The 24,381-nt window shown below is 48.9% G+C and carries 17 protein-coding genes and 1 pseudogene; 6 read left to right on the top strand and 12 right to left on the bottom strand.

Translation table 11 applies throughout. The features are described 5' to 3' along the window. Positions 1-722: 722 nt before the first annotated feature. Together BLU47_RS02530 and BLU47_RS02535 are read right to left on the bottom strand one after the other, a co-directional pair. A complete protein-coding gene (locus tag BLU47_RS02530; protein WP_255402062.1) occupies positions 723-1,028 on the bottom strand; it encodes a helix-turn-helix domain-containing protein in 306 nt (101 codons plus the stop codon). 365 nt (positions 1,029-1,393) lie between these two features. Next, on the bottom strand, positions 1,394-2,029 hold the full coding sequence (locus tag BLU47_RS02535) for an HU family DNA-binding protein (protein ID WP_091957965.1): 636 nt from the start codon (positions 2,027-2,029) through the stop codon (positions 1,394-1,396). Between the two features lie 196 nt (positions 2,030-2,225). Here BLU47_RS02535 and BLU47_RS02540 point away from each other — a divergent pair, with 196 nt between their 5' ends. Beyond that, positions 2,226-3,329, top strand: coding sequence for a glycerate kinase family protein (locus BLU47_RS02540; RefSeq protein ID WP_091957968.1), 1,104 nt, complete (start codon positions 2,226-2,228; stop codon positions 3,327-3,329). Between the two features lie 2 nt (positions 3,330-3,331). Here BLU47_RS02540 and BLU47_RS02545 read toward each other — a convergent pair whose 3' ends face one another. Both BLU47_RS02545 and BLU47_RS02550 read right to left on the bottom strand, forming a co-directional pair. Continuing rightward, positions 3,332-4,264, bottom strand: coding sequence for a DMT family transporter (locus BLU47_RS02545; RefSeq protein ID WP_091957969.1), 933 nt, complete (start codon positions 4,262-4,264; stop codon positions 3,332-3,334). Position 4,265: 1 nt separating this feature from the next. Then, on the bottom strand, positions 4,266-5,321 hold the full coding sequence (locus tag BLU47_RS02550; protein WP_091957972.1) for an MBL fold metallo-hydrolase: 1,056 nt from the start codon (positions 5,319-5,321) through the stop codon (positions 4,266-4,268). 67 nt (positions 5,322-5,388) lie between these two features. Here BLU47_RS02550 and BLU47_RS02555 point away from each other — a divergent pair, with 67 nt between their 5' ends. Further along, a complete protein-coding gene (locus tag BLU47_RS02555; RefSeq protein ID WP_091957975.1) occupies positions 5,389-5,994 on the top strand; it encodes a formate/nitrite transporter family protein in 606 nt (201 codons plus the stop codon). 124 nt (positions 5,995-6,118) lie between these two features. On the opposite strand, the gene nqrF is transcribed toward BLU47_RS02555, so the two are convergent. The 6 genes and pseudogenes from nqrF to BLU47_RS02585 form a co-directional block, all read right to left on the bottom strand. Beyond that, positions 6,119-7,387 carry an NADH:ubiquinone reductase (Na(+)-transporting) subunit F gene (gene nqrF, locus BLU47_RS02560; protein WP_091957977.1) on the bottom strand — a complete coding sequence of 423 codons (1,269 nt, stop codon included), beginning with the start codon at positions 7,385-7,387 and terminating at the stop codon, positions 6,119-6,121. A 34-nt stretch (positions 7,388-7,421) separates the two neighbouring features. After that, complete coding sequence (gene nqrE, locus BLU47_RS02565) at positions 7,422-8,048, bottom strand: NADH:ubiquinone reductase (Na(+)-transporting) subunit E (protein WP_091957980.1); 627 nt, start codon at positions 8,046-8,048, stop codon at positions 7,422-7,424. A 3-nt stretch (positions 8,049-8,051) separates the two neighbouring features. After that, positions 8,052-8,675 (bottom strand): NADH:ubiquinone reductase (Na(+)-transporting) subunit D, encoded by a 624-nt coding sequence (locus BLU47_RS02570; protein WP_091957983.1) that lies wholly within the window; start codon positions 8,673-8,675, stop codon positions 8,052-8,054. Between the two features lie 147 nt (positions 8,676-8,822). After that, positions 8,823-9,434: pseudogene (locus BLU47_RS02575) on the bottom strand (FMN-binding protein); the annotation flags it as partial. Continuing rightward, positions 9,431-10,588, bottom strand: a complete 1,158-nt coding sequence (locus BLU47_RS02580) for an NADH:ubiquinone reductase (Na(+)-transporting) subunit B (RefSeq protein WP_091957986.1) — start codon at positions 10,586-10,588, stop codon at positions 9,431-9,433. The pseudogene BLU47_RS02575 and the gene BLU47_RS02580, both read right to left, overlap by 4 nt. 23 nt (positions 10,589-10,611) lie before the next feature. Continuing rightward, positions 10,612-11,991, bottom strand: coding sequence for a Na(+)-translocating NADH-quinone reductase subunit A (locus BLU47_RS02585; RefSeq protein ID WP_091957989.1), 1,380 nt, complete (start codon positions 11,989-11,991; stop codon positions 10,612-10,614). A gap of 170 nt (positions 11,992-12,161) precedes the next feature. On the opposite strand from BLU47_RS02585, the gene BLU47_RS02590 reads away from it, so the two are divergent. Continuing rightward, positions 12,162-16,577 carry a translocation/assembly module TamB domain-containing protein gene (locus tag BLU47_RS02590; RefSeq protein WP_091957991.1) on the top strand — a complete coding sequence of 1,472 codons (4,416 nt, stop codon included), beginning with the start codon at positions 12,162-12,164 and terminating at the stop codon, positions 16,575-16,577. Between the two features lie 202 nt (positions 16,578-16,779). After that, on the top strand, positions 16,780-18,558 hold the full coding sequence (gene rpsA, locus BLU47_RS02595) for a 30S ribosomal protein S1 (RefSeq protein WP_091957994.1): 1,779 nt from the start codon (positions 16,780-16,782) through the stop codon (positions 18,556-18,558). A gap of 76 nt (positions 18,559-18,634) precedes the next feature. On the opposite strand, the gene BLU47_RS02600 is transcribed toward rpsA, so the two are convergent. Both BLU47_RS02600 and BLU47_RS02605 read right to left on the bottom strand, forming a co-directional pair. Further along, positions 18,635-19,135 carry a hypothetical protein gene (locus BLU47_RS02600; RefSeq protein WP_143025437.1) on the bottom strand — a complete coding sequence of 167 codons (501 nt, stop codon included), beginning with the start codon at positions 19,133-19,135 and terminating at the stop codon, positions 18,635-18,637. A 51-nt stretch (positions 19,136-19,186) separates the two neighbouring features. Continuing rightward, on the bottom strand, positions 19,187-21,463 hold the full coding sequence (locus BLU47_RS02605; RefSeq protein ID WP_176780417.1) for a S8 family peptidase: 2,277 nt from the start codon (positions 21,461-21,463) through the stop codon (positions 19,187-19,189). A gap of 160 nt (positions 21,464-21,623) precedes the next feature. Here BLU47_RS02605 and BLU47_RS14640 point away from each other — a divergent pair, with 160 nt between their 5' ends. Then, the gene (locus tag BLU47_RS14640) at positions 21,624-22,208 is read left to right on the top strand and encodes a DUF6261 family protein (RefSeq protein WP_176780418.1); all 585 of its coding nucleotides are present in this window, start codon (positions 21,624-21,626) and stop codon (positions 22,206-22,208) included. Between the two features lie 242 nt (positions 22,209-22,450). Then, complete coding sequence (gene rho / locus BLU47_RS02615) at positions 22,451-24,352, top strand: transcription termination factor Rho (RefSeq protein ID WP_091958355.1); 1,902 nt, start codon at positions 22,451-22,453, stop codon at positions 24,350-24,352. Positions 24,353-24,381: the final 29 nt, after the last annotated feature.

The following is a 24,381-nucleotide window of genomic DNA, read 5'->3' on the forward strand; positions in this document are numbered from 1 at the left end:
AAGTAAAAGGAGAAGTTGATTTCGCGGCCTTCTCCGAATACCAAAAACGCCAAAGCAATGGTATAGCACGGCTCCAGGTTATGTTTCTTGAATATCAGGGGCTCGAAGATGGCAGTAAAGAAACCTATCAGTGAGAAACAAATAACACCGATGGAGACATTTTAGGCCTTGATGGAACCATAGAACAAAATCCAATGGAAGCCCAGCAAGGCGCCACATCCACACAACTGCAAGAACAACCTCCCCCACCCTTGGCAGACCTGTAAACACAACAAGAATGGAGGTGGTGAACAGCATACGATACCATATGATGTCCACCTCGTTCAGCGTTATCAATCTGCCGAACAAACCAGTAAAGCCAGCTAGTAGCACACTGGTATGCAGTTGGATAAATCCTTTCTTTGTTTCCGTCATCTTTTAAAGTTTACCATCCCTCCGGGGCAACACGATATTCTCTACCTCGTGAACCTTCTCGAACAGAGGAGCAAAATAATTGCTGCAAAATTAATGATTTTGCGACAAAATAAGTAACTTTGCCCTTAGTTTTAATATGTTTTGTGATATGATAGACCAGATTATTGACTACAACAAGGAGTTTGTGGCTCGCAGGTTTATCATTGACTCAGAGACTGGGGCATTGGAAGAGATTAAAGCATAGCCCACATTATTGTAATCCTTCATAATTTAAAATGAAATCAAGGCTTTCAGATTCCAAAATACTATCACAAGGAATCTTTTCCCTGCTTCAAATCCCTGAAGAAATTGTCAAATGCTCTCTGCAAATTATCAAAAGGTTGCTCTGTAGCACATTTCGTTACCTCATAGACAAATGGGAACTGCTCTTTCTTGATGGCGTTAAACTGTGTTCTGAGTTTCCTCCCGCTTGGCTTCTCGCCCACCTCATACATCCGTTTCCATTCAGCCAGCCCCCAATTATATGCCAACCGTGCACAGCCGAAAGCCTTGCGGAAGTAGGTCTTCTGCTTGTTGTTCGGTTTCAGTTCTATTCTATGAGCAATTGAAATCATATAGTAGTGAGGGCTATTGCATGCCAAGTTACACAATTTCTTTGACTCTTGGATGCTTATTGTCTAAAAAACATAAATCTTAACCGTTTTTCATAGAAAGGTGTAAGTACTTGCACTTCGTCAGGACGGGTAACCCCGACCGCTGTGACTTCATCATCGAAAGAGTCGATAAATAAGGTCTAGCAATTTGTATACGTAGGATTACGGAGAAAGGTACGGGCAAACTGGGAATGAGACGGCAGGTAACAGGGAGCGAGGCGGTATCTCGCTAGATTTGGGCGAACGGACGCATAAATTAGGGCGGGCGCCCTTATATCTTGGAGCGCCCGCCCTTATATATTGGAGCGGTCGGTCGAAACCGAGTTTTATTCTGTAGTACTATTCTTTTTAGGGAAGTAGAGCCAGCGGCGGCTTTCGCGCACCTTCCACAGACGCGGATGTTCGCCCTTGCAGAGGCTGTCGAGATAGGCTTTGGCTGAGTCGCGTTTCAACCCGCTGAATATCATAAATTCTGGAATCGTCGCATAACCCAGCCGCATGCAGCGTCGCAAAGCCTCGTCCATAGCCTTTTCGTCGTACATCTGGCTGTTACCTACCTGAGCCTCACTCTTGCGGTAGCCCTCACGGTTCTTTCCCCCCTCCTTGATGAATTCCTTGGAAGGGATGAACTCAATACCCGCATACACAATGTCTCTGCCATGAATGGTCTTAGGGTCAGTATGCTCACCCAGCAGTTTCAGCTTGGGTGCAAACGAGCCGATGGGTGTTTCCACACGGTAGCCGTCTGATAGCCAGAGGCCAACAACGTCTATCACTACGTCGAACACCATCTGCAACTCTCCTGTACGCAGGTTGCGATACTTGTTGCAGAAATCTTCCAGTTGCTTGAAGCTCTTCTTACGACCTTTTGCTGGGCGCACATAGAGCAGCGGCTTGCCGTCCTCACCCTTCGTTGGGCGAGGATGAATCTCGAATTCTATTCCGTCTGTCTTACGTGGCATAATAATTCCATTTTAGATTGCAAAGTTACTAAAAAACGAGTGAAATGAAAAAGGAAAACTAATTTTTCTTTTCATTTCCGAGTGCTGCTAACTTCGGCAAGACCAAAGTCACGAAAAAATGAGGAGGAATCCAAATATTTTCGTAACTTTGCACCATTATTTCAAGCACTATTAAATTGGAAGTATTAGTAATGTTATGAAAATAGTCGTTGCCATAGATTCGATGAAAGGCTGTCTGAGCTCTGCCGATGCCAATCTGGCGGCAGCCGATGGTGTCAGAAACGTTTACCCAGATGCAGACATCGTTCAGATACCTGTTAGCGATGGTGGCGAAGGCTTTACAGATGCTTTCCATGCGGCTATCGGAGGTGCGCTCCAGGAAGTGACGGTGCGTGACCCGATGACGCGGCTTATTACCGCCAAGTATCTTTTATGTGGTCATGAGGCAGTCATTGAGATTGCGCAAGCCAGTGGACTTACTCTTCTTTCCGAAGAAGAGCGTAATCCCATGATAGCCACAAGTTATGGCACAGGACAACTGATTGCAGATGCCGTCAAGAAAGGTGCCAAACGGATTGTCGTAGGACTTGGCGGTAGTGCTACCAGCGATGCAGGTATTGGAATGCTTAGAGCCCTGATTGACGCTTTTGCCAAGCATGGGCAGTTTGATGATATTACAGAACTCCACGATATTCAGTTTATCATTGCCTCCGATGTCAAGAATCCTCTTTGTGGCATACAGGGAGCTGCTCATATCTTTGCGCCGCAGAAAGGAGCTTCTGCAGAAATAGTGGAGCGTTTGGATGCTCGCGCCAGAAAGTTTGCCGAGCTATCTGCCAAGCATTTCGGTTATGACTGTTCCAATGACGAAGGAGCAGGTGCAGCCGGTGGATTAGGATATGCTCTGCTGCAATACATGCATGCAACTTGCAGGCCAGGTATCGAAGTGTTGCTTGAAGCGACCCGTTTCAGCGATATGGTCAAAGATGCAGATCTTGTTATCACTGGCGAAGGATCTGCAGATAGACAGACACTCATGGGTAAGTTGCCCATTGGCGTTTTGCAGCAGTCAGGTGCCGTGCCCGTATGCCTGATAGCCGGTCGCATCAGAGACAGAGAAGCGCTTTTGCGAGCCGGTTTCTCTGACGTCAGATGCATCAATCCGGAAGGTATTCCTCTGCAGGAAGCCATGCGTCCAGAAGTGGCCAGAAAGCATATTTCAGACACGATTAGGGAACTTTTTCGCTCGAGATTTATAAACCCATTGCAAGGAGATGGATTATGGCTCGCTTTGCCATAATTTTATGATTTCCAACGCCAAGTTTTCCTGACGATTGTTGTTATCGTATGTTTGATCGTACGCAGGTGGAAACTTTTACCCATCACAATTAGCAATACAGCAGAAAGGATAAGTATAATACCTACAGTTAGTCTAAAAGTGAGTGATTCGTCAAATACAATCACGCCAATGGCTACCGCTGTCAATGGTTCCAGTGCTCCCATGATAGCTGTTGGCGTAGCTCCAACTTCATGAACAGCAATGGTCATTAATAACAACGAAAGAACCGTAGGCACCAATCCCAGCCAACAGACAAAGAACCATGCACGGGGTGAAGGCGGCAACATCAGATGCAGTTCGGGCGAAGTAAATGAATAGGCCATCAGGCACGACATACAAATCAACAATATATAAAACGTGAGTTTCAATGTTGACATGCGGATGCTCGACTGGTTGACTATCACAATATAGACGGCATAGGTCAGCGACGAAATCATCACCAGAAGTATTCCCATCGTACTAAGTGAAATGCCTGCATTTCCTTTGTATAGCAGTCTTATACCAACCAAGGCAAGGAGGATAGAGGTAACGGTTGTAGCGGTAACTTTCTCTCGGAAGAATGTTGCCATGATGACAGCCACCATCACGGGATAGACGAACAGGATGGTGGAGGCGATACCAGCGTCCATGTAATGGAAACTCTGGTAATATGTGATGCTGGATGCTGCCATTAAGGCTCCGAGACTGGCCATCGTCGTCAATTCGGCTCTTGTCACTGCAAAACTCTTCCGATTGGCAATAAGGACGACACCCAGTATAACCGTAGCTATAGAAAAGCGAAAGAAAAGAACGGACGACGTATTCACCCCTTCCGCATAGAGCGGCAAGGCTCCTAACGGGTTGGTACCGTAACAGACAGCCGCCAGTATGCCGCAGATGATTCCCTTATGTTTCATTCTACTCGTAGTGCCTGATTCTAACGTCTATACCTTCATCTTTAAGCTGTGCAGAAATCCCACTTACGTTTGTCTGTCCGTAGTGATAAGGGAACAGCACCTGGGGCTTTATTATCTTTGCGGCCTTGACCAATTGCTCCGTAGTCATCGTATAAGGCTGGTTGCAAGGTAAGAAGGCAATGTCAATATTCTTGATATTGGCCATTTCAGGAATATCCTCCGTATCTCCAGCAATGTAAATCCGTAGCCCGTCAATAGTCAGAATATAGCCGTTGTCGCGCCCTTTGGGATGGAACTGAGTACGTCCTTCTGTGATGTTATAAGCAAGAACTGCCTCAATCGTGAAGTCATCGGTTATCTGTATCTTATCGCCATTCTTCATCACCTCACCAGAGCCATACATTTCAGCGCATCGTTTGTTGGTAATGAATCGTGTCTTGTCGCCTGTCAGCAACTTGATGGCTCCTTGGTTGAAGTGGTCAAAATGTTCGTGAGTCACCAAAAGATAGTCGGCCTTGGGCATAGAGGCATAGTCAATAGTCTTGTTCCCCAACTTCGTCACGGGGTCAATCTCAATCTCCTTTCCGTCATACTGAATGCGGATGCTTGCATGTGTCAAAGCATAGCATTTCAAGGTCTTGCCGCTTTTGGTTTGGAACACATCTACTTCGTATGTGTCTGTAGTGACAGGTTTGCCAGCTTCTTTCCAAGCCATGATACCACCTTTGAGATTAACACACTTATAGCCGATGTCAGCCAGTTTCTCTGCAGCATTGGTTGAGCGACGCCCGCTTCTACAGTAAATGGCAATGGTTTTATCGATGGGAAGCACTGCTTTTGCTTTCTCCACGAAATCGTCTTGTTTTTGGTCTATCAGCACAGCACCCTCGATGTGTCCCTCTGCATATTCTTCAGCAGTGCGCACGTCAAGTAGCACAACTTTGGGGTTAGTTATCAACTCAGAAAATTCCTGTACGTCAGCGTTCTCGAAATTCTGTTGGCCACAAGCTGATGTCAGTCCAAACGTAGCCAGTAGGCATGTTAGTATCTTCTTCATTTTATTTTGATGTTTTATTTTTCTGCAAAGGTACAAAAATTATTCTATTTTTAGTACTTTTGCACCCATGAAACAGCAAATAGTCATTCTTCGTTCAGCCATTATTGCAGGCATTTGTATCTCTATCGGCTGTGTTGTCAACCTCCGTGTTGGCGGTGTTGCCGGTGCAGTATTATTCGCTTTCGGCCTCCTTGCCGTCGTCTATTATAAGCTAAAGCTCTATACTGGTACAGCCGGTTTTATCCGTTCCCATGGCGACTGGTCAATGCTTGGAACCGTTCTTCTTGGTAATATCATGGGCTGTGCACTTACTGCCCTTGCCTGTAGCTATGCCCAGCCCGATATCCTGCCTCCAGACCTTGCTATCGTCCAGTCAAGACTGGCAAAAGGTCCGTTTGCTTGCTTCCTGCTTGCCATAGGATGCGGATTTATTATGACCACTGCCGTTCAATTTGGGCGCGAAGGAAAATTTCTTCCCCTACTCTTCGGCGTTCCCGCCTTCATCCTGTGTGGTTTTGCCCACTCCGTTGCTGACGCCTTTTATTTCCTGGCCGTTCCAGAGCTGTACAGCATTGATTTGCTGATAATATATATTGCCGAGGTGCTGGGTAATTTTGCGGGCTGCAATCTTTACCGATGGGTAATCGCTAAGCAAGATCATATTAATCCATAGTTATCATTCCACTAGTACCTGCGACAATGAGGGGAAACAGAAACTCTATTCAGCCCTCCAGATAAATAATGGAGAAAGCGCTAAAGCTTTCTCCATTACAATAACAAGTAACGACAGGTGATGATTATCCACCGAAGTTATCGTACATAATTGACTCGGGTTCTACACCAAGTGAGTCGAGCATGGAAACGACGGCCTTTGACATCGGTCCAGGACCGCACATGTAGTACTCGATGTCCTCGGGAGCCTCGTGGTCCTTCAGATAGGTGTTGAGCATCACCTGATGGACGAAGCCCGGGGTGTACTTGACGCCGGCTGCATCGGCAGCGGGATCGGGACGGTCGAGGGCTAGGTGGAAGTGGAAGTTGGGATATTCCTTCTCCAAGCCCAGGAAGTCGTCGAGGTAGAACACCTCGTTCAGCGCACGTGCACCATAGAAGTAGTGCATCTCGCGATCGGTAGTGTGCAGCGTCTTTGTCATGTGCATAATCTGAGCACGCAACGGAGCCATACCGGCACCACCACCAACCCATATCATCTCCTTCTTCGAGTCGAAGTGCGGGTGGAAGTCGCCGAAAGGACCGCTCATAATCACCTTGTCGCCTGGTTTCAGCGAGAAGATGTAAGACGAGGCAATACCGGGGTTGACATCCATAAATCCGCTCTTGTCTGCCTTGAACGGAGGCGTGGCGATACGTACGGTCAGCATGAAGACGTCGCCCTCTGCAGGATAGTTAGCCATTGAATAGGCACGGATGGTGTCCTCGGGGTTCTTACACTTCAATGGGAACAGACCGAACTTCTCCCAACTGGGCAGATACTCGTCGCCGATGAGGCTCTTGTCGATGTCCTTGTCGTAGTCGATGCAGTCGAACTTAGGGATCTTGATCTGGGCATACGAGCCAGGCAGGAAGTCCATGTGCTCGCCTGCTGGCAGTTGCACCTTGAACTCCTTGATGAACGTAGCCACGTTCTTGTTGGAGATAACGGTACACTCGTACTCCTTAACCCCCAGAATACTCTCGTCGACGTGTATCTTCAGGTCGCCCTTCACCTTACACTGACATCCCAGACGCCAATGGTCCTTAATCTGCTTACGAGTGAAGTGAGGCTTCTCAGAATCGAGGATCTCGCCCCCACCCTCCAGTACCTGTACCTTACACTGTCCGCAGCTGGCCTTACCGCCACAGGCAGAGGGCAGGAAGATGCCGTTCTGGTTGAGCGTAGCCATCAGATTATTGCCCTGAGGAACGTTGATGGTACGGTCGCCATTGATTTCAATATTCACGTTGCCGCTGGGGCTCAGATATTTCTTTGCCACCAACAGGATAATCACCAGCAAGATGATTACCAAGAGGAAAACTCCTATACTATATGCTATAAACTGAGCCATAACTTCAATTCTTCAATTTTTCAATTCTTCAATTTTATATGTTCAGTCCGCTGAAACACATCATCGCCATAGCCATCAGACCTACGGTGATAAATACGATTCCAAGCCCCTGCAAGGGTTTGGGAACATCCGAATACTGCATCTTCTCGCGAATGGCACCCATAGCCACGATGGCAAGCATCCAGCCGATACCCGAGCCGAAGCCATAGACGATAGCATCCCATACGGAGGTGATGGCCTGCGAGTTAGAAGGATCCATCAGGATGCGCTGTTGCATGAACAGCGAAGCTCCCATAATGGCGCAATTGACAGCAATCAGCGGCAAGAAGATACCCAGTGCGGCATAGAGCGACGGCGAGTATTTCTCGACAGTCATCTCAACCAACTGCACCATACCGGCGATGACAGCGATGAAGAGGATGAACGACAGGTAGCTGAGGTCGACACCATCAGCGAGGCAGTCGGGACCCAGTACCTTGGTCTGCAACAGATAGTTGACGGGAACGGTGACGGTGAGCACGAAGGTGACGGCACAGCCCAGTCCCAATGAGGTCTTCACGGTCTTCGATACAGCCAGATAAGAGCACATACCGAGGAAGAAGGCGAAGATCATATTGTCGACGAATATCGACCTGAACAGTAATGATATTGCGTGTTCCATATCTTATTTCTCCTTATAAAAGTAAGCACGATGAACCCAGATGACACATCCCACGAGAATCAGCGCCATGGCAGGCATCGTCATCATACCATTGTTGACATAGCCGAAGTCGTAGCAGGCATCGGGTATAATCTGGAATCCCAACAGTGAGCCTCGACCGAGCAACTCGCGAACGGCACCGACAATAACCAGAATCATGGCATAGCCCAGACCGTTGCCTACACCGTCGAGGAACGAAGGCCATGGCTTGTTCTGCATGGCAAATGCCTCGAGGCGACCCATCAGGATACAATTGGTGATAATCAGACCGACATAGACTGACAGCTGTACGCTAACATCGTAGGCAAAAGCCTTCAGAATCTGCGATACGATGGTTACGAGGGCTGCTACAACCACCAGCTGAACCACAATACGGATGCGGTTAGGAATGGTGTTGCGGATAATTGAAACAATGACATTCGCAAAGGCGGTGATGACTGTCACGGCGAGACCCATCACGATGGCGGGTTTCAACTGAGAAGTGACAGCCAGTGCCGAGCAGATGCCCAGTACTTGACCAAGAATAGGATGGTCGAGGTTCAACGGATTGGTGAAAACCTCTTTATTTTGTTTACTGAATAATGCCATAACTTACTCCTCCTCCTTTACTTTTCTTACTTTCAACATCTTCTCAAGTTCAGCATCACTAATGGAATCCTTACCCAGGCAGCTCTTGATAAGCATCATCTTGAGTTCACCCTCGTCAATGTCAAGATCGTACTCACCGGTCCAAATGCCGAAAGTGCGCTTGATCATTTCATCGACGCCGTTAGAGGTCAGCGTGGCACCCGTCACACAGTCTACCTGTGTCTCAGGATCATCCACCTTCTTCACGACAGAGAGCACCACACGGTCCTTCCCGTTGTCATTAGTTGCGATGATGCGCTTGCCGATGAATTTCTCCTGCCATTCCTGCGAGTCCTTGATCTCGGCACCAAGACCGGCTGTCTCAGACTCGTGGTTGAAATAGGCACCATATACCTTCAAGTCCATCGTCTCGGGATCGAAGTGAGTGGACATATAACCACTGATGCCACCCCAGAGTCCCATACCCTTCATTTCGAAGATCATGATAGGCTCTTCGTTGATTTCTGCCATCAGGATTTTCTGACCAGCAAACTCCATCGTGTCATTGACAAGCTCGGCATATTTTGCCTCAGCCTCCGCTCCATCCAGGTCGCGGATGTTGAGCGAATAGAGAATCTGCTTCTTCACGTCGAGTGCCACGTTAGCATCCTGCATGGGCTTCAGTGCTTGATAGACAAAAGCCAACAGGAAGGCCACGATGACCACGAGCACAGCACTATATATTATAATGTATGCGTTACTGTTAGTATTCAGTTTCATTTGGTACCTCCTCTCTTTAAACGTTTCGAGATATTGCGCTCAACGATGAAATGGTCTATCGTGGGAGCAAACATATTACCAAAGAAGATGGCCAGCATCATACCCTCAGGATAGCCGGCATTCATTACACGGATGATGATAGCCATCGCACCAATGAGGAATCCATAGATATACTGACCTGTGGTTGTGCGGCAAGAGGTGACGGGGTCGGTAGCCATGAACACGGCACCGAATGCGAAGCCACCCAGAATGAAGTGATGCCACCATACCATAGACTGACCAGTTTGTTCGAAGATGAAGGCCAGTACGGCACCGCCCACGAAGACACTCAGCATGGTGCGCCAAGAGGCAATGCCCATCCACAACAAGAGACAGGCACCGATGGCAATGGCGATGACGGAGGTCTCACCGATAGAGCCAGGGATAAAGCCACAAATCATATCGCAGATAGATGCGTTAGGATTAACACCCTGAGCTATCTGTCCGAGCGGTGTGGCTGCAGTGTATCCGTCAGGCAGTGTGTTGCCCAGTCCGAAGATGCTGTCCTGAGCTACCCAGACGGTGTCGCCCGTCATCTTGGAGGGATAAGCGAAGAACAGAAACATACGTGCGGCAATGGCAGGATTGAAGATGTTCATGCCGGTACCTCCGAAAATCTCCTTACAGAAGATGACCGAGAAGGCACAAGCCAATGCCAGCATCCATAGCGGACAACCAATAGGGATAATCAATGGGATGATGATACCGCTGACGAGGTAACCCTCCTGGATCTCCTCATGCTTCCACTGTGCCCAGGCAAACTCGATGCCCAGACCTACAATGTAGCTCACAAGAATCTTGGGCAGCACAGCAAGAAAACCATAGGCAAAAACCTCGAAGAACGAAGTGGTAGCCAAGGTGCCGGCAGCCAGGTAGTTCTGATAGCCGATATTATACATACCGAACAGCATGGCGGGCATCAGGGCGATAACCACCATACTCATAATACGCTTCGAGTCGATGGCATCGTGAATATTCACGCTACCGGCCTTCGCCGTGTCGTTGGGCACGTAGAGGAAGGTCTCAAAGCCGTCGAACACCGACTGGAAGGCATGCAACTTGCCACCCTCCTCAAAGTTCGGCTTAATCTTATTGAGATAATTTCGTAAATTCATAATTCTTATTTCCTAATTCATCATTAAGCATTCTCCTTACGGAGGATGTTGAGACCTTCACGGACAATACGTTGCAATTCCAACTTGGAACTATCGACAAACTCAGCCAGGGCGAAGTCCTCAGGAGAAACCTCATAGATACCCAACGCCTCCTGACGGTCAATGTCGCCGGAGATGATAGCCTTGATGAGGTATTCTCCGTAAATATCCATAGGCAGCACCTTGTCGTACTCACCACTCATGATCATATGGCGTTCGCCACCCTTGATGCGGGCATCCAGCGCATAATTCTTCTTGCTGCCGAATCCGAGGTTTTGCAACCAAGAGAAATAACTGCGGCTCACAGAGAACTGCTTGAAACGGGGAAGAATCCAACCAAAGAGCTCGTTGGCATCGTCGCCTTCAGGGATAACGGTAATCTCACTGGTATGAGCACCGAGGTATCCTTCCTTCGTCGTTGGACGTCCCGTCAGCACGTTACCGTTGATGATACGCACATGATGCGAGGCATTGTAGCTGTTGCTCAGCAACGTGGACAGTTCTTCACCAACAAGCATGTCGACATATGCGGGAGACTTAATCTCACTACCGCAGAGGGCTACACGACGATGAAGGTCTACCTTGCCTGTGTTGAACAGGCGTCCAATGAACAATACCACCGTAGGATCACCAATGGTCCATACCACCTCGCCCTTGTTGACAGGAGACAGGTGGTTCACCTGTACGCCAACATTACCGGCAGGACATGGACCGTCGAAAATTGTCAACTGAGCATAGTTGTCAATGCCCATCTTGCGAATTTCAGACTGGAATTCCGGCTGGATGCCCAGGCCGACATACGTCTTGGCAATCTTAGACAGTGCCATAATACCCGTCACAAAGTCTACTTCCTGCTCCTTTACCTCGAACTGGAAATCACCGGCAAGGGGCTTATCGCGCAGAGCTGAGACAAAAATTGCCTTAGGCTGCACACTTGGATTGGTTGACACAGCATAAGGCAACTGATTGATATAACCGAAAATTCCGGCTTCCAGCAAGGCGTCGACCACCTGCTTGCCGTCCATCGCGATTACATCCCTCTTGCCAAAATCAACATGTTCCTGCTGAGCGTCGGCATCCACCTTCACGCAGAGAACTTTCCTTCGTTCACCACGAACCACCTCGCGGACTGTTCCACTAACGGGTGAGGCAAACTTCACTTCGGGATACATCTTGTTGACAAACAAAGCATCCCCGGCCTTGACATGATCACCCTCCTTGACAACAACTTTTGGAGTGACTCCTTCGAAATCGTCAGGTACCAGCGCATACTGACCTTTCGATTTCAGTCGAATCAGTTTCTCTTCAGCTTTGCCTTTGAGGTTGATGTCCAAGCCTTTTCGTAACTTGATTACATTTACCATTATAACAATGAATTTGAATAGTTTCTCACAAGAATGCTGCAAAATTAATCATTTTTAGCCATAAGAAAGACAAAAATCTGCCAAAATATGCCCTCGTCACAACTTTTTGATGTAATTTTGTGCCAAAATTGAAAATTAACAAAATAATTTGCTATCTCTAACTGCCAGTTTTGAAGATTCTGAAGCGCATATCTAACGTCATCGTATGGACCATCATCGGTCTATACATCTTTTTCTTTATCCTGTCAAGTCTGCCACCGGTACAGGCATATATGGGTGAGCAGGCTGCCAAGATTCTGGCAAAGAAACTGGGTACCAACGTCACCATTGGACGAGTTGACGTCAGACTGTTCGGACAACTGACGCTCAACGATGTCGATATCGAAGACCAACAAGGCGAGGATATGCTTTGGTGTGGACGGATTTCGGCACGTTTGGACTTGTTGCCGCTGATGGATGGAAAGATCAGCATCGCCAAAGCACAGCTGTTTAGTACCCACGCCCGCATCTACCAGGCTACCGAAAACGACAAACTGAACTGCCAATTCTTGATTGACTCGCTGGCTTCGAAAGATACGACGAGCCATACCCCACTCGACTTGCGCATTCAATCACTCATTATCCGGCATACCAGTGTGAGCTACGACTGTCTCAACGCCCCGAAAACTCCTGGGGTCCTCAACCCAAAGCACCTCTGGATGAAGAATATCAGTGCACACATCGTCTTGAAAGCGCTGACGGATGATTCGTTGAATATCAACGTAAAGCGACTGACGATGAATGAACAATCGGGACTTGAAATTAATCGTCTGGCATTTCATTACGAAGGGGGCAAGAATAGCAGTCTGCTCGAGAAATTCGTGCTGCGAATGCCTGGAACAAACCTGCAACTGGGCGACATCAAAGCCAATTACCGATTCCGCGGTGACCACTTTGTGACACCGGCGCTGACCTATGAGGGAAGTATTCGGCCTTCAACGATTACGCTGGCAGACCTGGCTTGTTTGCTGCCTTCGCTAAAGACATTCCATAGTACCCTGTCATTGGAGGGAGCTTTCGATGGACAAGGCGAAACGCTGAATGTGCCTCACCTGACAGTCAGTTCCACAACGGGTGATATCGGACTGGACATTAAAGGAACAATCAAAAACCTGCGACAAGAGGCACCTGCGTGGATGGCAGACATACAGCATCTGGACCTGTCGGGAAAGACCATCAACTTCATCTCGGAGAATCTGAAGGGTAAACGTGTCGAACTGCCTGACATCGTGAACCGACTGGGAAACATCCACCTGAAAGGCAAAACAACCGGACAAGGCATCCAACATATCATCACGCAAGACGTACTCACTACCGATGCCGGAGAGGTGAAAGTCAATATGACCTTAACCGACCAACATTATTTCAAGGGTGACATCAACACAAGCGGACTGAACCTGAAACGGCTGCTCGACAATCCGCAGTTCGGACAGATAGCCACCCAGATAGCGCTGAATGGTGAACTACCCAAGGATGGAAAATTCATCTTAAATGCCGATGGTGTGGTTAGCAATTTCCACTATAACGGCTATCTATACCAGAACATTCAGTTGAACGGACAATACAACAAAGAGGGCTTTCACGGAAAAGCATCCATCAACGACCCGAACATCGGACTGGACGTTGAAGGACACGCGGAACAAAAGGGCCGTACCAAAAACGTGCTGCTGACAGCCGTCTTAGACCATTTCTCACCTAAGCACGTCAATCTGACGGATAAATGGGACGATGCAGTCTTCTCTGGTAATCTGAGTGCAGAGTTTGTTGCCAGCAATCTTAATGATGCTGTGGGTTGCATTGACCTTCATGGCTTTACGATGTCGTCGCCGACTAGTTATTACAAGCTGGACTCACTTCACATCGAATCAAGTTATACCGAGGAGACACACCACATAACCTTGAATAGTGACTTTGGTCATGTTGAGATAACGGGCGACTTCGATTATGAAACGCTGCCACAAAGCTTTACCAACATGATTGCGGCGAAACTGCCCACCCTGCCAGGTATTCCAAAAGTTAACCCTCGTACAAATAATAATTTTGTCATCTCTGCTGAAATCCAAAAGTCCGACTGGATAGAAAAGTTGCTACAACTGCCCGTCCAACTGCAAGAGCCGATGAAACTAGAAGGTATGGTTAACGACCAACTGCACAGCATCGCACTGGAATGCGAGGTACCACATATTATTTATAAAGAGAGTGCATATTCCAATGGCTTCGTCAACATCACGTCACCTGGCGACTCGCTGAAATACGAACTGAGTATCACAAAACAGATGGACAACGGAAAACATTTCGACCTGTCTGCAAAAGGAAATGCTATCAACAACAACCTGTTCACGGCGTTTATGTGGGACAACCACGATGAAGACCCGATGAGCGGACAACTGAACGCTACTGTCAGCTTCGGTTCTACGCTGGACAACAAACAAATGGCTTACATCAGTATCGAACCCTCGCAAGCCAACGTACACCACCAGCAGTGGACTATCGAACCGTCATTTATCAGTTATTCCAAAAACCATATTGATATCAATAATTTCTCCATCCGTAATGACAAGCAATTTCTGACACTCAACGGTGTCGTCTCTGAAAATTCGGAAGACGCGCTGACCGTACAAATGCGAGACATCGACATTAGCTACGTCCTCGAACTGGTGAATTTCGACGCTGTCGACTTCAACGGACTTGCTACGGGTGGCGGTAACGTGAGAGGCATCTTCGGGTCACTTGAAGCAGATGGAAAACTGACCGTTCATGACTTCAAATTCGAGCACGGACGAATGGGCACACTGGAGGCCAATGTTAACTGGAATAAAGAGCAAAAGCAAATTGACATACAAGCTGTTGCAAACGATGGAGATGACGCAATAACTCGCATTAACGGCCATGTGTCACCCGATCGGAACTTCATCGATTTGGGCATTCGTGCGGAGGGTACCCATCTGGATTTCGCCCAGTCGTTCACCAGCAGTTTTCTGAGCAGCGTCGAAGGACACGGCTACGGAGAAGTCAGACTGGCAGGCCCGCTGGATGCCATTAATCTGACTGGACAGCTTACGTTGAACGGACAAGTACATGTCACCACGCTGGGAACTGACTATGAACTGCGAAATGACACCGTCCGCATGATTCCTAACGAGATAGAATTTGCAAATTGCCGCATCTACGATATCAATAACCACGAAGCCATTCTCACGGGTGGCATCCACCATAAGGAACTGACGCACATGACCTACGATATCTTCGTCAAAGCTCAGAACCTGCTGGCCTATGACTTCAAAGATTTTGGGGAGGAAGCATTCTATGGCACAGTATATGCCAATGGCGACGTCGCCATCCACGGACAAGACGGTAGTGTGCTGATTGAGGCTGATGTTACCCCACTGCAAAATTCAGTATTCGTCTATAATGCCGCTTCAACGGATGTTATCAATAATCAGGAGTTTATCCAATGGAACACACATGGCGAGGAGAACGGCTCTACATCGTCGAATACCCAACAAGAAGACAATTTCCGCTCAGACCTTAATATGCGGTTGAAGGTGAACGCGACGCCACAGGCTGCCATCCGTCTGCTGATGGATCCGCGCACAAACGACTACATCACGCTACGAGGCAATGGCGAATTACAGACGACCTATTATAATAAAGGTGGTTTCAACATGTTTGGCACCTACACCATCACCGAAGGCACCTATGGACTGACTATCCAGAACATCATCAAGAAAAACTTCGTCTTCCGCGAGGGCGGAACAATTGTCTTTGGTGGTGATCCCTATGATGCCCAGCTGAACATGCAGGCTCAGCATACGGTTAATGGCGTCAGCTTGTCTGACCTTAACGTAGGACGTTCATTTGCCAATACCGTACGCGTCAACTGTCTGATGAACATTACCGGTCAGCCCCGTGCACCAATCATCGGTTTTGACCTTGAGATGCCCAACGTCAATACTGACGAGCAGCAAATGGTACGCTCCATCATCAACGGACAAGAGGAAATGAATCAGCAAGTCATCTACCTGCTGGCTGTAGGAAGATTCTATCCGCAAGGAGCCAACAATGCCACTCAAAATGCAGAAGGACCCAGCAAGACATCACTCGCCATGCAAAGTCTTCTGTCGGGTACACTCAGTGGACAAATCAACAGTGTGCTTGGACAGGTCATCAAGAGCAACAAATGGAATTTCGGAGCCAACATATCAACCGGTGACGAAGGGTGGAACAATGCTGAATATGAAGGACTTATCAGTGGACGATTGCTCAACAACCGCCTCCTCATCAACGGACAATTTGGCTATCGCGACAAAGCCACCACAGCCACCCACTCGTTCATTGGCGACTTCGACATTCGCTACCTGCTGTTCCCCAATGGTAACCTGGCACTTAAAGTATACAATCAAAGCAATGACCGATACTTTACTCGTAGTTCACTGAACACCCAGGGCATTGGCATCATCATGAAGAAAGACTTTGATGGCATTCGAGACCTCTTCGGAATCAAGAAGAAACTCAAGAAAGTGTCGGAAGATGTTAAAAAACCGTAAATCTTTCTCCTCATCCACTAGATAAAGCTTTCTTCTCCCCCCTTTTTCGTACCTTTGCAGCCGTTTTATCCCCTAAAAGGGGAAATAGGGGCCGGAACAGGCGCTGACTCCTATTCATTATTAACCTTTTAAAGATGGTCTGGTAAACGTCTGTCCAGATCCAGCCCTGACAAACAAAACGAGGGGCAAAAAATTATTTATTATGTCAGAATTAACAAAAAACGTCCAGCCGTTACAGGACTTCAACTGGGATGAGTTCGAGAATGGCACCGTGGCCAACGTCAGCAAGGAAGAGCTTGACAAAGCGTATGATGAGACGCTGAACAAAGTAAGCGAGCATCAGGTTGTTGATGGAACCGTCATCAGCGTCGACAAGAAGGAAGTCGTTGTTAACATCGGCTACAAGAGCGATGGTATCATCCCCGCTTCTGAGTTCCGTTACAATCCCGACCTGAAGGCAGGTGACGTTGTAGAGGTTTACGTAGAGAATGCCGAGGACAAGAAGGGTCAGCTGGTGCTCTCGCACAAGAAGGCCCGCATGTCAAAGAGCTGGGAGCGTGTGAACGCAGCTCTCGAGGCTCAGGAGGTTATTCAGGGCTACATCAAGTGCCGCACGAAGGGTGGTATGATTGTAGACGTATTTGGTATCGAGGCCTTCTTGCCCGGTTCTCAAATCGACGTACACCCCATACGCGACTACGACCAGTTCGTTGGCAAGACCATGGAGTTCAAGGTTGTTAAGATCAACCAGGAGTTCCGCAATGTTGTTGTTTCTCACAAAGCACTTATTGAGGCAGAACTCGAGGCTCAGAAGAAGGAGATTATCGGCAAACTTGAGAAGGGTCAGATTCTCGAAGGTATCGTTAAGAACATCACTTCTTACGGTGTATTCGTTGACCTGGGCGGTGTTGACGGACTCATCCACATCACCGACCTGTCTTGGGGCCGCGTAGACGATCCACACAAGGTTGTCGAACTCGACCAGAAGATCAATGTCGTTATCCTCGACTTCGACGACGAGAAGAAGCGCATTGCCCTCGGTCTGAAGCAGCTCACTCCTCATCCTTGGGATGCTTTGGATGCTAACCTCAAGGTGGGCGACCACGTTAAGGGTAAGGTAGTCGTTATTGCAGACTACGGTGCATTCGTTGAGATCCAGCCTGGTGTTGAGGGTCTTATCCACGTATCAGAGATGTCTTGGAGCCAGCACCTCCGTTCAGCTCAGGAGTTCCTGAAGGTTGGCGAGGAAATCGAGGCAGTCATCCTGACTCTCGACCGCGACGAGCGTAAGATGTCTCTTGGTATCAAGCAGCTCAAGGAAGATCCCTGGGAGACTATCGAGGTTAAATATCCTGTTGGTTCTAAGCACACCGCTAAGGTTCGCAACTTCACCAACTTCGGTGTATTTGTTGAGCTCGAGGAAGGTGTTGACGGTCTGATTCACATCAGCGACCTCTCTTGGACCAAGAAGGTTAAGCATCCTTCAGAGTTTACTCAAGTTGGTGCCCAGATTGACGTTGTCGTTCTTGACATCGACAAGGAGAACCGCCGTCTTTCTCTCGGTCACAAGCAGCTCGAGGAGAATCCTTGGGATGTCTTCGAGGAGAAGTACACCGTTGGTTCTATCCACGAGGGTAAGATTACCGAACTGCTCGAGAAGGGTGCTGTCGTAGCACTCGACGAGAACGTAGAAGGCTTCGCTACTCCTAAGCACCTGCAGAAGGAGGATGGCACACAGGCCGTTCAGGGTGAGACGCTGCCCTTCAAGGTTATCGAGTTCAACAAGGACTCTAAGCGCATCATCCTGTCTCACAGCCGCACCTTCGAGGATCCTCAGCGTGAGGAGAAGAAGGCTGCAGCCAAGAAGGCTCGTGCTCCGAAGAACGACACTCCGAAGATTGAGAACGTTGCTGCCAGCACAACGCTGGGCGACATCGACGTACTCGCTGAGCTGAAGGCAAAGATGGAGAAGGGTGAGTAATCTTCCCCACTCCCTTTAACAATAAAAAAGGCTGTTCTCAATGACGAGAGCAGCCTTTTTTTTTTTATCAGGACGATTACTTTCGCTGATAATGGATGTAGGTTCGTGAATAGAGGATGCCCTTGTTGTAAATCTGTTGCTCAATGAGCATCTCGTCACCGTCCATTGTGTAGTTCCACACCATTTCATCACCCCATTCGGGAAGTACGATGCGATTATCCATCACCTGATAGGAACAATTCATTTCCCCCTCTCTGCTGATGAGGTCGAGCGTGCCGTCAGTGTTGAGGGTCAGTTTACAGGGTTCATACTTGCCCTCTTCTTTCATGATGTCTTCCACGGCACCTGTTTCGTCGAAGAAATAAGCTATTTGTTCGTCATCGTCATAGCAGAAGTAGCTTTCCACCGTCTCTCCATCTTGCAAGAAGGTATATCCCTCCTCGCTGATGCTTACCCATTGTCCCACGACGGGTGGCAGTGTTGGTTGCGAATAGTTATCACTCTTGGCACACGATGCGAGTGTCAGTAGCATGATGGCTGAAATCGCCGTCAGCATATTGTTTAGCGTTCTTTTCATCTTTCTTGTATATTTTGTTAGCATGTTACACGTCTGTTCGTTTTTCCTTTGTCAGAGTCTGATCAGCGTAGACCCCAGCTGTCGTCCGCTGGCATTAACCTGTACGGCATAGACCGCTGATGGAAGCTGTGGCAATTGTACGGTACCGTCCGTTGTGGTGGTTTGCAGCATCACCTGTCCGGTCAAGCTGTAAACGGTTACGCTTGCCACGTCGGCCCCGTTGATGCGCAGCGTCCGCCCTTCAAGAGCAATATCCGCCTGGCGTGTTGAGAGATTGGTAACGGAAGTGATGTTCAGAATCTTCAGCAGTCCCGCATAAGCATCGATTTCACCACTGCCATATATCGTATTGGGATAGGTCAGTGTGGGGTCCGGATGCTTGGCGGTAGCTGCTATCACCTCTTTGATGCGGTTGGGTGTCAGCGTCGGGTCTGCCTGAAGCCACAAAGCGACGGTACCAGTGACCACGGGCGCCGCCATCGACGTGCCTGAAATACCCATGATGGGATAGCTGCGTCCGTCGTAGTCGAAATGCTCGACGAAATATTTTGATTCGCTCGGTATTTGTTTTTGCATAAGATTGCTGTTGCCTGCTGCGAAGATGTTATAGCCTGGTGCGCAGACATCCGGTTTCATGCGTCCGTCAAACGTGGGACCGGCAGAGCTCCAGCTGGATATGCGGCCTTCGGGGTTTTTCGTAGTGCCACTGGTCTTATCGCCTTTTTCGTTGATATAACTGAGTCGGTGGCACATCAATCCCACTCCGATAACGTCTTTATACGCACCGATATCGCTCGCCGTATAGGGGCTGTTGGTGGCTTCCCATCCTTGTTTGAAGAATAGTTTGCTGCGTGTGCCATGCATGCGCATTTCCGCGCTTCCCTCCACTTTGATGGCCATTCCGCAAATGTCGTTGAGGTAGTCCATGCTTATTCTTGTAGGACATACCACTTTCAACAGCCAAGCCTCGTCGCCATTGGGCAATGTCTTGCGCATGCCGAAGTCAAAGCCGAATCGGTATATACCCCGACGTCCAGACACCCCCTTCACATGCATTTCCGAATTTACCGTTGCATCAAAATCAGCAGCAGTGAATGTAAGTTGTGTATGTTCCTTGTTGTTTAGCGTGAGGGTGATTTTGAAGTCACGGTTCGAGGTGGTGAATGTCAGGTACGAGAAGTTTGAATTAACAATCAGCGAGTCTTCCAGTGTGGCATTGGCGGCTTTGTGCCGGTAAAAGTCCGCATCGCCGGCGTTACCTCCGGAAGCCACGATAACACGCCCCGGTCCCGTCATTTTCCCGAAGAACTCCTCCTCCAGGGAATTGTCAAAGAACAGAGACATCGCGCCGCCGAAGCTGCAATTCAGCACGGCAGGCTTGCCCTGCTCCTTAGCATAGTCGAAGAAGCGCTTGATGCCCATATAGCGGGCGATGTTCGACAAGTTTGTTGTATAGTGCTTCCATTCCTCTTTCAACTGAATTCCGTTATCCCCGGCGAAATCAAGAACTACGTTATACTCTAATTTGCGCTTGCCCAAGGGGTCTGTAGGGTCAACAGTATCATCGTCCGTCATGCATTCTACCATGACGATGTCCGACTCGCATGCTATGCCGCGGTACTTACCGTTCAGTATCGGGCTTCCGGCGGCGATACTGGCAACATGCGAGCCGTGGTAATCCACCGAGTCGATAAAGCCCTTGGCAGCCATCAGCTTCTCATGCGTATCGTACAGCGAACCGATGCCACGGTAGCCCTCCTTAGCGCCACGGCCGGTGTATGGGTCCCACGCCCACTTGATGCGCGTCGTGCCGTCAGCGTTGCGGAACATCGGGTGCGTGAAGTCTAATCCGCCGTCGCAGATACCTACCAGCACGCCCTTTCCCGTAAATGCCTGTGGCAGACCGGTGCCCAAGCTCGCCTTCGTTGCACCAATCAACTCAGGCGTCTGGTTCATCTCCTTACTGGGTGCCTCGTTAGCCTCAATGCGCACGACGTGGCTGCTTTGCGACAAGCGCTCCATCTGGCTCAAAGTCATCACGACGAAGTACAGGTCGTCAACGCGGTCCATCATCTTCGCGCCACACTCGCTGAAGACGCTTTCCGTGTCGGCCTTCACCAATGCAGAGACTACCGGGTCCACAGTATCCAGGGCACGATGCGTCTCAGCAACAGTGGCATAGCGCTCCTTCACCATACATCCAAGCATTGCCGACAGCTTACTGAAATCGGCTTGCTGGGCATTAACCGTTCCGCCAATGGTCATGGCAATGGCCAAGACAAAGAGCTTCTTCATCCCAGCCCATTTCTTGTAGAATTGTTCTTTCATAATTATATTTATAATGGGATTACTTGTCTGCAAAAGTAGAAAATAAATTTCTGTTCTGTGCATTCTCCGCGAGAAAATCTGTGGCTTTCTACGGCTGTTTTGTGTCAAAAAAACATAAAATCAGAAGATGTTCGGACAATCTGGTGGATTTTTTTAAATTTTGCGTTCAGACAATTGTAACAAACAGAAAGGAATAGTGATGAAGAACATGTCGAACCATCAAAACAGCGAGCGCCCTCCGCCGGAAGGGGTTGCAGAAGGTCCGAAAAGGAAAAGTGTGCTGGAGAACCTGATAACCGACCTCTCGACTTCCGCGATGCAGGCGCACCTGGCGACCATCAACGGCACCTACCTCTTCCAGCAGATGGTGGAGGGTCAGAACCTCGTGAAGTCACTGCGACTGGAACAGGGTATCGAGGAGAGCGAGAAGGCCTATGGAACGCTGTCGGCTGCCCGCAAGGAGTGTGACACGCTGTACGACGAGATGACCGACCTGATTGAATCGTTCTCCAAGGTGGCCGACGATTCGACACCTTACGAGACCTTCATCCGTCAGTGGAACGGTACGGTGAAGCTTTATCAGGACATGCTGGACCGCAAGGGCGGCAGCACCACGGATAACGGCGGCAATACCGGCGATACCGGAAATACCGGCAATTCCGGAGATACCGGAGATTCCGGCAATCCCGGAAATTCCGGAGATTCCGGCAGCGGAACCATCGTCGACGGTGTCGACGAGGGATAAGCCAGAAAAAAAACAATGGCGCAGGATGCAGTCAAAAGCACCCTGCGCCATTGTTTTATGCGAATTTCCTACAAGAAAAATAGCACAAGGCGATTTTTTGTGGTGTCTAATTTGGACGTTTCCGAAAAAATGTGTATCTTTGCAGCGTATTTCAGAAAAATGTGTTTCCATCCGTGAAGCACTTCATTTCCAAAATCAATTTCAACATTTCGAAAACAAATAACGAATTACTGTATATCTATATGTACACGAAAGACGAATTAATTAAGATGCCTATCCCCGAACTGATGGAGATAGCCAGTGAATTGGGTGTCAAGGTCTCTCAGGACGACGAAATAGAGACCGTTATCTACGCCATTTTAGACAAGGCGGCGGAAGACTCCGCTGCAGGATCGACTGCTCCCAAGCGCAAGCGAACCCGCATAGCCAAGGACACGAACAAAGTTTATACCGTAAACGGCACAGACGGCGAGAATCTTGATAAGAAAGCCACAAAAGCTACCAAGAAGAAGTCGCTCGACACGCTTTTCGCCGAACAGGAGGCCGCCGAGCAACAGGCAGCTGCTGACGAGAAGAGCGTGGATACTGCTGTTGAAGAAAAGCCGGCTCCCAAGAAGCGTGGACGCAAGTCGAAGAAGGAATTGGAAGAAATAGCAGCTGCTAAAAAGGCTGAAGAAGAGAAAGCCGACGAAGAAGCTGCAGACGCTGTTGCAGAAGCTGAAGAAGACAAAGAAATCCCTGAAGCCGAAATCACAACGAACGAGGAATCTATAGATCCCGAATTGCTGAGTCAATTGCAGCAAAAGATGGCTCAGCCTCAGGAAGCGAGCACCTTTACTGACGGTGTTTGGGAAGGAGATCCCGGAGACGGCACCGACTTCATCCCCGTCGTCGACCTACCCATTGAGGACGGCGCTGCTATTCCTTCACTAGACATTTTCGATCGTCCGATGTCACAGATTCCCGAGGTGTCAATGGAACGTCCAAGTTATAATACAGCACCAAGTGCCGACAAGTTCGACTTCGCTGACCTCATTACCGGTAACGGCGTGTTGGAAATCCTCCAGGACGGCTACGGATTCCTGCGCTCATCGGATTATAACTACTTGTCGTCACCTGACGATATCTATGTCAGTCCACAACAGATCAAACGCTATGGTCTGAAGACTGGTGACGTCGTTGACTGCACCGTTCGTCCACCCCACGACAACGAGAAATACTTTGCCTTGAGCACGGTAAAGACCATCAACGGACGACAACCCCAGGAAGTACGTGACCGCGTGTCATTCGAACATTTGACACCACTCTTCCCTGAAGAGAAATTCAAGCTTTGTGGCGATCCCGCTACCACCAACCCGTCGGTACGCATCGTAGATCTCTTCGCACCTATCGGTAAAGGTCAGCGTGCACTCATCGTGGCACAACCCAAGACCGGTAAGACCATATTGATGAAGGATATCGCCAATGCCATTGCCGCAAACCACCCCGAGGCCTACATCATGATGCTGCTCATCGATGAGCGTCCTGAAGAGGTTACCGACATGAGCCGCACGGTGAATGCTGAGGTGATCGCTTCAACCTTCGACGAACCAGCCGACCGACATGTGAAGATTGCCGGCATCGTGTTGGAGAAAGCTAAGCGTATGGTGGAATGCGGACATGATGTGGTTATCTTCCTTGACTCTATTACCCGTTTGGCTCGTGCTTATAACACCGTCAGCCCGGCATCCGGAAAAGTACTTACCGGTGGTGTGGATGCCAATGCCCTGCAAAAGCCCAAGCGGTTTTTCGGTGCTGCCCGTAACATCGAGAATGGCGGTTCGCTGACGATTATCGCAACAGCTTTAACTGATACGGGTTCAAAGATGGACGAGGTGATCTTCGAGGAATTCAAGGGTACTGGTAACTCAGAACTGCAGCTCGACCGTATGTTGGCCAACAAGCGAATATTCCCTGCTGTCAACCTGGTACAGAGTTCTACTCGTCGCGACGACCTGCTGCAAGACCAGACCACGCTCAATCGCATGTGGATCATCCGCAAGTTTATCGCAGAAATGAACCCCATCGAGGCAATGAACACCGTTCACGACCGTTTGGTGCAGACGCACTCGAACGAGGAGTTCCTGCTGTCGATGAATGGATAAATGCCTTCATAACGTTATCGTGCTATAAC

It is taken from the genome of Prevotella sp. tc2-28 (assembly GCF_900107705.1).
GTDB lineage: Bacteria > Bacteroidota > Bacteroidia > Bacteroidales > Bacteroidaceae > Prevotella.

Excerpts from the sequence above, each read along its gene's own strand:
- BLU47_RS02530 (WP_255402062.1), bottom strand. The coding sequence starts at position 1,028 with ATGATTTCAATTGCTCATAGAATAGAACTGAAACCGAACAACAAGCAG.
- BLU47_RS02535 (WP_091957965.1), bottom strand. The coding sequence starts at position 2,029 with ATGCCACGTAAGACAGACGGAATAGAATTCGAGATTCATCCTCGCCCA.
- BLU47_RS02540 (WP_091957968.1), top strand. The coding sequence starts at position 2,226 with ATGAAAATAGTCGTTGCCATAGATTCGATGAAAGGCTGTCTGAGCTCT.
- BLU47_RS02545 (WP_091957969.1), bottom strand. The coding sequence starts at position 4,264 with ATGAAACATAAGGGAATCATCTGCGGCATACTGGCGGCTGTCTGTTAC.
- BLU47_RS02550 (WP_091957972.1), bottom strand. The coding sequence starts at position 5,321 with ATGAAGAAGATACTAACATGCCTACTGGCTACGTTTGGACTGACATCA.
- BLU47_RS02555 (WP_091957975.1), top strand. The coding sequence starts at position 5,389 with ATGAAACAGCAAATAGTCATTCTTCGTTCAGCCATTATTGCAGGCATT.
- nqrF (WP_091957977.1), bottom strand. The coding sequence starts at position 7,387 with ATGGCTCAGTTTATAGCATATAGTATAGGAGTTTTCCTCTTGGTAATC.
- nqrE (WP_091957980.1), bottom strand. The coding sequence starts at position 8,048 with ATGGAACACGCAATATCATTACTGTTCAGGTCGATATTCGTCGACAAT.
- BLU47_RS02570 (WP_091957983.1), bottom strand. The coding sequence starts at position 8,675 with ATGGCATTATTCAGTAAACAAAATAAAGAGGTTTTCACCAATCCGTTG.
- BLU47_RS02580 (WP_091957986.1), bottom strand. The coding sequence starts at position 10,588 with ATGAATTTACGAAATTATCTCAATAAGATTAAGCCGAACTTTGAGGAG.
- BLU47_RS02585 (WP_091957989.1), bottom strand. The coding sequence starts at position 11,991 with ATGGTAAATGTAATCAAGTTACGAAAAGGCTTGGACATCAACCTCAAA.
- rpsA (WP_091957994.1), top strand. The coding sequence starts at position 16,780 with ATGTCAGAATTAACAAAAAACGTCCAGCCGTTACAGGACTTCAACTGG.
- BLU47_RS02600 (WP_143025437.1), bottom strand. The coding sequence starts at position 19,135 with ATGAAAAGAACGCTAAACAATATGCTGACGGCGATTTCAGCCATCATG.
- BLU47_RS02605 (WP_176780417.1), bottom strand. The coding sequence starts at position 21,463 with ATGAAAGAACAATTCTACAAGAAATGGGCTGGGATGAAGAAGCTCTTT.
- rho (WP_091958355.1), top strand. The coding sequence starts at position 22,451 with ATGTACACGAAAGACGAATTAATTAAGATGCCTATCCCCGAACTGATG.